General features: G+C 72.7%; 7 protein-coding genes. 4 read left to right on the forward strand and 3 right to left on the reverse strand.

Going from position 1 to position 7,829, the window contains the following annotated elements:
- Together EF903_RS34800 and EF903_RS24720 are read right to left on the reverse strand one after the other, a co-directional pair.
- On the reverse strand, positions 1–202 hold a 202-nt coding region (locus EF903_RS34800; RefSeq protein ID WP_399421609.1), incomplete at its 3' end, for a hypothetical protein.
- A 181-nt stretch (positions 203–383) separates the two neighbouring features.
- On the reverse strand, positions 384–2,045 hold the full coding sequence (locus tag EF903_RS24720) for a protein kinase domain-containing protein (RefSeq protein WP_125546689.1): 1,662 nt from the start codon (positions 2,043–2,045) through the stop codon (positions 384–386).
- Positions 2,046–2,277: 232 nt separating this feature from the next.
- On the opposite strand from EF903_RS24720, the gene EF903_RS24725 reads away from it, so the two are divergent.
- Positions 2,278–3,894 (forward strand): protein kinase domain-containing protein, encoded by a 1,617-nt coding sequence (locus EF903_RS24725; protein WP_125546691.1) that lies wholly within the window; start codon positions 2,278–2,280, stop codon positions 3,892–3,894.
- A gap of 112 nt (positions 3,895–4,006) precedes the next feature.
- Here the strand turns inward: EF903_RS24725 and EF903_RS24730 are convergent, their stop codons facing one another.
- Positions 4,007–4,669 (reverse strand): response regulator transcription factor, encoded by a 663-nt coding sequence (locus EF903_RS24730; protein ID WP_125546693.1) that lies wholly within the window; start codon positions 4,667–4,669, stop codon positions 4,007–4,009.
- 325 nt (positions 4,670–4,994) lie between these two features.
- On the opposite strand from EF903_RS24730, the gene pdhA reads away from it, so the two are divergent.
- From pdhA to EF903_RS24745, 3 genes are all read left to right on the forward strand, one after another.
- Positions 4,995–6,209, forward strand: coding sequence for a pyruvate dehydrogenase (acetyl-transferring) E1 component subunit alpha (pdhA, locus tag EF903_RS24735; RefSeq protein ID WP_125546695.1), 1,215 nt, complete (start codon positions 4,995–4,997; stop codon positions 6,207–6,209).
- Positions 6,209–7,189, forward strand: coding sequence for an alpha-ketoacid dehydrogenase subunit beta (locus EF903_RS24740; protein ID WP_125546697.1), 981 nt, complete (start codon positions 6,209–6,211; stop codon positions 7,187–7,189). The genes pdhA and EF903_RS24740 overlap by 1 nt, the downstream gene beginning before the upstream one ends.
- Positions 7,190–7,221: 32 nt before the next feature.
- Positions 7,222–7,829 (forward strand): biotin/lipoyl-containing protein (locus EF903_RS24745; RefSeq protein ID WP_185902801.1); only part of this gene is annotated, 608 nt, incomplete at its 3' end.

Raw genomic sequence — 7,829 nt, forward strand, 5'->3', positions numbered from 1 at the left:
CCCCGGCTGCGGCCTCCCGTGCGCCGTCCGCACCGTCCGCGCCGTCCTGTTCCCGCCCGGGCCCCTCCCCGGGCTCCTGCCGCACCGCGGCGAAGCCCGGCTCCGCCGCTCCCGCCCCCGGGGCGGCGGAGAGGGCGCAGACGGCGGCCGCGGCGGCCAGGGCCGCCCCGGCCGCCCGGTGGCGTGTGCGGCGTCGGTGCACGGCGAGCGCCTCCCGTCCGCATGGGTCCCCCCGGGGCGTGGCCCGGGAGGAGGCCGAGATGTCCCGCCCAGATTCACATGGTGGTGCAAAAGCGGCATCCCGGGCGCCCCACACGGGTGGCCCGGGATGCCGGTGTCGTCACAAGGCCCCTAACGGGCCCGTCCAGCCTGCGGCGGAGGTGCTACTGCGGGTCGCCGGTGGAGACGACCAGCGTGAACTCGGTGCCCTCCTTGTCGACCTTGCCGCCCGCCTCGGGAAGCTGCTGGAGGACGGTGTCCTCGCCGTAGACCGCCTCGTCGCGCTTCTCGATCTTGTACTTCCAGCCCGCCGCCTGGATGCACTCCTTCACCGAGCGCAGGTGCTTGTACCGGAAGTCCGGCGCGATCACCTTCGTCGCGTCGCTGTAGTGCTTGGTGGGCTCCTTGCACTTCTGCGGGTCGATCGTGCGCGTCGTGTCCGGACCCTTGTGCCCGGCCTTGGCGGAACCGGAGGGGCTGGCCTGGCCGCCCGTCGTCTGCGCGTCCGTCCGGTCGTCCTTGCCGCCCTGCTCGCCGTTGCCGGAGATCGCGTAGACCAGCCCGCCCACCGCGAGCAGCGCCACGGTGATCGCGCCCACGACGACCGGCATGTTCTTCCGGCCGCCCGCTCCGGCCGCGGCCGGAGCGCCCTGCCCGGCGGCCGTGAACGGCGGCGGCGTCTGCGGTGCGTAGCCCTGCGCCGTCTGCGGCTGTGGCGGGTAGGCGTAGCCGCCCTGGCCCATCGCCGCCGGCGGCGGCGTCGGCGCGTACGCGGCGGGCGCCGGGGTCGGCGCGTACGGCTGCTGCACCGCGTGCCCGGGCGGGCCCTGGAGGCCCGAGTCGAGCGGCGGGAACACGGTCGAGCCGACACCCGCGCCGCTGCCGCCCGTGTGGGCGCCGGGGACGATGGCCGGGGCGCCGGTCTGCCCGGCCGCCTGGACGCGCGCGATCTCGTCGCGCATCGCGGCGGCGGTGGGGAAGCGCTCGTTCGGGTTCTTCTTCAGCGCCCGCGCCACGAGCGCGTCCATCGCCGGGCTGATGGCGCGGTTGACGGAGGACGGGGCGACCGGCTCCTCCTGGACGTGCGCGTACGCGATCGCCAGCGGTGAGTCGGCGTCGAACGGGAGCCGCCCCGTCAGCAGCTGGAAGAGCATGATGCCGACCGAGTACAGGTCGGAGCGGGCGTCGACGCCGCGGCCCAGCGCCTGCTCCGGGGACAGGTACTGCGGGGTGCCGACCACCATGCCGGTCTGCGTCATGGAGGTGACGCCCGACTGCATGGCGCGGGCGATGCCGAAGTCCATCACCTTGACCACGCCGCGCTTGGTCATCATGACGTTGCCGGGCTTGATGTCGCGGTGGACCAGGCCCATCTCGTGGCTGGTCTCCAGCGCGGCCAGCACGTCGGCCGTCACCTTCAGCGCCTTGTCGGCGGGCATCGCCCCGTACTGGCGGATGTCCTCCTCCAGTACGGAGCCGAGCGGACGGCCCTCCACGTACTCCATGACGATGTACGGCATGACCGCCGCGTCGGCCCGGCCGTCGGGGAAGACGACCTCGCCCTCGCCCGTGTCGAAGACCGAGACGATGTTGGTGTGCGACAGTTTCGCAACAGCCTGCGCCTCACGCCGGAACCGCTCCCGGAACGACTGCTCGCGGCCCAGGTCGCTGTGCAGCGTCTTGATGGCCACCTGCCGGTCCAGCGCCGAGTCGTACGCCAGGTACACGGAGGCCATGCCGCCCGCGCCGAGCAAATCCCTTAGCTGGTAACGGCCACCGGCCAGAGAGCCGCCCGCGTACTGGGCCTGATTGCCGTCCTGGCTCATGACTGTTGCTTCCCCTCGGGGTGTGTCCTGACGCGTCTGGCTGAGCGCATGTCGGGCCCAGTCTGCCGGAGGGCAAGCACACGTCAAGCCAGGTGCCCGTTCCGTGACCGCGGGGCGACGGCGAGCCATTGTCCGAACGGCGACCTGTGCGGAGGCTGTAGCGTTCATCGGAGCACCCGAAAAAGGACCTACCGCTGAGCGCGGCGGCCGAGAGAGACGACGGCGAGGATTCATGGCACCCGAACCCGAGGAACGCGGCGCCGGGATGGCAGATGGTCCTGAGCACTGGGGCGCCGGCGGCCTGGTCGGCGACGGCCGCTACCGGCTGACGCACCGCCTGGGCCGCGGCGGCATGGCGGAGGTGTTCGCCGCCGAGGACGTCCGGCTCGGCCGGACCGTCGCGGTGAAGCTGCTGCGGGCCGACCTCGCGGAGGACCCGGTCTCCAAGGCGCGCTTCACGCGCGAGGCGCAGTCGGTCGCCGGGCTCAACCACCACGCGGTCGTCGCCGTGTACGACTCCGGCGAGGACAAGGTCGGCGCCAACACGGTGCCGTACATCGTCATGGAGCTGGTCGAGGGGCGCACCATCCGCGACCTCCTGCTCAGCAGCGGCGAGCCGCCCGGCCCCGAGCAGGCCCTCATCATCGTCTCCGGGGTGCTGGAGGCGCTGGCCTACTCGCACCAGCACGGCATCGTGCACCGCGACATCAAGCCCGCCAACGTCATCATCACCGGCGCCGGCGCCGTCAAGGTCATGGACTTCGGCATCGCCCGCGCCCTGCACGGCGCCCAGTCGACGATGACGCAGACCGGCATGGTCATGGGCACCCCCCAGTACCTGTCGCCGGAGCAGGCCCTCGGCAAGGCCGTCGACCACCGCTCCGACCTCTACGCCACCGGCTGCCTCCTCTACGAACTGCTCGCGCTGCGGCCCCCCTTCACGGGCGAGACACCGCTGTCGGTGGTCTACCAGCACGTCCAGGACGCGCCGGTGCCGCCCTCGCAGCTGCCCGACGGCCCCGACATCCCGCAGGAACTCGACGGGCTCGTCATGCGCGCCCTCGCCAAGGACCCGGACGACCGGTTCCAGAGCGCCGAGGAGATGCGCGGACTCGTCCAGTACGCCCTCCAGATGCTCCAGGACCAGGGGGCCGGCTCCGGCACCTGGAACACCGGCCCGGTCACCATGGCCCTGCCCCATGGCCGGGGCGGCGCCGCGCCGACCACCGCGATGCCCGTCGCCCAGGGCGGTGCGCAGGGCTACCCCGCGCACGCCACGACCTCGCAGTTCCAGCAGCCGATGGTGCCGCCGCTGAACCCGGACGACGGCGCGGCCTTCCCCGGCGGCTACGACGCCCAGGGCCGCGGCCACGGCGGCCCGGGCGCGGGCGGCGGCCGCGACGGGTACGACGGCTACGACCGGTACGACGACCGCGGCGGCGGCCGCTGGAAGCTGTGGCTGTTCGCGGTCCTCGCCATCGTCGCCATCGCCGGCGGCGTCGCGTACGCCGTCAAGTCCGTCGGCGACAACGGCGGCGGGGGCGGCGGTTCGCCGGCGACCGTGCAGAGCTCCACCGGCGGCGCGCAGAACAGCCCGTCGTCCTCGCAGGAGGCCCCCTCGACGGACACCTCGGGCAACTCCCGTCCCTCGGACGACTTCTCGCCGCCGCCGAGCCGCACCCGGAACTCGCCGAGCCCCTCCTTCTCCCAGTCGGCGTCGTCCAGCCCGTCGCCCTCCGCGTCGAAGTCCGCCTCCTCCTCGCCGTCGCCCTCGAAGGCGTCGCCGTCGTCCAAGCCGCCGTCGGTGCCGGTGGAATCGCCCAAGCCGCAGCAGGACGACGCGGGCTGAACACCCGCCGGCCCGCACGCAAAACCGGCCCGGAAACGGTTTGAATAGTTCCGTTTCCGGGCCGGAAGGCCCGCCCATTGCGCCGTTCCGGTGATTACCGGTCGGAAACTTCTCAGGCGCGGCGCTCGGCCTTCAGCCGGGCCACGTACGCGGCGGCCTGCGACCGGCGCTCCATGCCGAGCTTCGACAGCAGGCCGGACACGTAGTTTTTGATCGTCTTCTCGGCGAGGTGCAGCCGCTCGCCGATGGCCCGGTTGGTCAGGCCCTCCCCGATCAGGTCGAGGATCCTGCGCTCCTGCCCGGTCAGGTTCGCCAGCCGGTCCTCGCCCCGGCCGCCCCCGCCGTCCCGCAGCCGCTCCAGCACCCGCGCCGTCGCCACCGGGTCGAGCAGCGACCGGCCCGCCGCCACGTCCCGCACGGCGCCCAGCAGCTCACTGCCGCGGATCGCCTTCAGGACGTACCCCGAGGCACCGGCCATGATCGCGTCGAAGAGGGCCTCGTCGTCGGCGAAGGACGTCAGCATCAGGCACTTGACGTGCTCGTCCCGCGAGCGGACCTCGCGGCAGACCTCCACCCCGCTGCCGTCCGGCAGGCGCACGTCGAGGACGGCCACGTCCGGACGGGTGGCGGGGATGCGCACGAGGGCGTCGGCTGCGCTGCCGGCCTCTCCGACGATCTCGATGTCCTCCTCGCCCGACAGGAGCTCGTGCACTCCGCGCCGTACCACTTCGTGGTCGTCCAGGAGGAATACCTTGATTTTTCCGTCTTCGCGCACGAACTCAGTTTCACACACTCACCCCTTCCCCCAGGTCGTTACCCGGGATAACGTGCCGTTGTTCCGGCCCCCTGCAAGGCTGTGACCAGTGGTTGTTCCCGCGACCCCGGATTTACTTGGAAATCCAAGCAAAAACGCAGGTCAGCGGGGTTTCGCAGTTATGCGGCGCACTGGGTAACGTGCATTGCGCAGGGCAGTCGCCGGGGCACCTGTCACGCTCGGATCCCGTACACGACGCGCACCCACCCCGTGCGCGGACACGGAACCGGGTGAGCCGCACTGGACCCCGGAGAACCCGGGAGCCGGACCGACGGAGGAGCAACACGTGACCGTGGAGAGCACTGCCGCGCGCAAGCCGCGACGCAGCAGCGGCACCAAGCGGGCGGCAGGCGCCGCGAGCGCCGCCAAGGCCCCCGCAGCCAAGGCAGCCGCCACCCCGCAGAACACCGAGCCGCAGCTCGTGCAGCTGCTGACGCCCGAGGGCGAGCGCATCGGCGCGGCGGAGAACCCCGACAACGCGGAGTTCGCGGCCTTCGTCGAGGACATCACCACCGAGGACCTGCGCGGGCTCTACCGCGACATGGTCCTCACCCGCCGCTTCGACGGCGAGGCCACCGCCCTGCAGCGCCAGGGCGAGCTGGGCCTGTGGGCCTCGCTGCTCGGCCAGGAGGCCGCCCAGATCGGCTCCGGCCGCGCCCTGCGCGACGACGACTACGTCTTCCCGACCTACCGCGAGCACGGGGTCGCCTGGTGCCGCGGGGTCGACCCGACGAACCTCCTCGGCATGTTCCGCGGCGTGAACCACGGCGGCTGGGACCCCAACGTCAACAACTTCCACCTGTACACGATCGTCATCGGCTCCCAGACGCTCCACGCGACCGGGTACGCGATGGGCGTGGCCAAGGACGGAGCCGACTCGGCGGTCATCGCCTACTTCGGCGACGGCGCGTCCAGCCAGGGCGACGTCGCCGAGGCCTTCACCTTCTCGGCCGTCTACAACGCCCCCGTGGTGTTCTTCTGCCAGAACAACCAGTGGGCGATCTCCGAGCCGACCGAGCGCCAGATGCGCGTGCCGCTCTACCGCCGCGCCGAGGGCTTCGGCTTCCCCGGCGTCCGCGTCGACGGCAACGACGTCCTCGCCTGCCTCGCGGTCACCCGCTGGGCCCTGGACCGCGCCCGCCGCGGCGAGGGCCCGACGCTCGTCGAGGCGTACACCTACCGCATGGGCGCCCACACCACCTCCGACGACCCGACGCGCTACCGGCGCGACGAGGAGCGGCAGGCCTGGGAGGCCAAGGACCCGATCCTGCGCCTGAAGGCCCACCTGCTCGCCTCCGGAGGCGCCGACGAGGCCTTCTTCGAGGAGCTGGAGACCGAGAGCGAGGCCCTGGGCAAGCGCGTCCGCGAGGTGGTGCGCGCCATGCCCGACCCCGACACCATGGCGATCTTCGAGAACGTCTACGCGGACGGGCACGCGCTCGTCGACGAGGAGCGCGCCGAGTTCGCCGCCTACCTCGCGTCCTTCGAGGAGGGTCACTGATGGCTGTCGAGAAGATGTCGGTCGCGAAGGCGCTCAACGAGTCGCTGCGCAAGGCCCTGGAGACGGACCCGAAGGTCCTGATCATGGGCGAGGACGTCGGCAAGCTCGGCGGCGTCTTCCGGATCACCGACGGGCTCCAGAAGGACTTCGGCGAGGACCGGGTCATCGACACCCCGCTCGCCGAGTCCGGCATCGTCGGCACGGCGGTCGGCCTGGCCCTGCGCGGCTACCGCCCGGTCGTGGAGATCCAGTTCGACGGGTTCGTCTTCCCCGCGTACGACCAGATCGTCACGCAGCTCGCCAAGATGCACGCCCGCGCGCTCGGCAAGGTCAAGCTGCCCGTCGTCGTCCGCATCCCGTACGGCGGCGCGATCGGCGCCGTCGAGCACCACTCGGAGTCCCCCGAGGCGCTGTTCGCGCACGTCGCGGGCCTGAAGGTGGTCTCCCCGTCGAACGCGAGCGATGCCTACTGGATGCTCCAGCAGGCCATCCTCAGCGACGACCCGGTGATCTTCTTCGAGCCGAAGCGCCGCTACTGGGACAAGGGCGAGGTCGACACCGAGGCCATCCCGGACTCCCTGCACACCGCGCGCACCGCCCGCGAGGGCAGCGACATCACGCTGGCCGCCTACGGCCCGATGGTGAAGCTCTGCCTGGAGGCGGCCGCCGCCGCGGCCGAGGAGGGCAAGTCGGTGGAGGTCGTCGACCTGCGCTCGATGTCCCCGATCGACTTCGACGGGCTGCAGGCCTCCGTCGAGAAGACCCGCCGGCTCGTGGTCGTCCACGAGGCGCCGGTGTTCCTCGGCGTCGGCTCGGAGATCGCCGCCCGCATCACCGAACGCTGCTTCTACCACCTGGAGGCGCCGGTGCTGCGCGTGGGCGGCTTCCACGCCCCGTACCCGCCGGCCCGCCTGGAGGAGGAGTACCTGCCCGGCCTGGACAGGGTGCTCGACGCCGTCGACCGCTCGCTGGCGTACTGAGGAGAGCCCCCGTGACCATCCGCGAATTCAAGATGCCCGACGTGGGCGAGGGCCTCACCGAGGCCGAGATCCTCAAGTGGTACGTCCAGCCCGGTGACACCGTCACCGACGGCCAGGTCGTCTGCGAGGTCGAGACGGCGAAGGCGGCCGTCGAGCTGCCGATCCCGTTCGACGGCACCGTGCACGCGCTCCTCTTCGAGGAGGGCACCACGGTCGACGTCGGCCAGGTCATCATCTCGGTGCAGACCGGCCCGGGCGGCGAGCCCGAGCCGGCCGCCCCCGCCGCCGAGGCCCCGGCCGCCGCGCCGGAAGCCGCCGAGGAGCCGGCGCCCGAGGGCCGCCAGCCCGTCCTCGTCGGCTACGGCGTCTCCCAGTCCTCCACCAAGCGCCGCCCGCGCAAGGCCGCCCCGGCCGCGCAGAACGGCACCGCCGCGCCGGCCGCCGCCGCCCCGGCCGCGGCGCCGGCCGCCGTCCCGGCTCCGGCACCCGCCGCCGCGCCCGCGCTCAACGGCAGCGGGCACGCGGGCGGCGGCGAACGGCCGCTGGCCAAGCCGCCCGTCCGCAAGCTCGCCAAGGACCTCGGGATCGACCTCGCCTCCGTGGTGCCCACCGGCGAGGGCGGCGTCGTGACCCGCGAGGA

The sequence above is a fragment of the Streptomyces sp. WAC05292 genome (genome assembly GCF_003949955.1).
GTDB classification, from domain to species: Bacteria; Actinomycetota; Actinomycetes; order Streptomycetales; family Streptomycetaceae; genus Streptomyces; species Streptomyces globosus.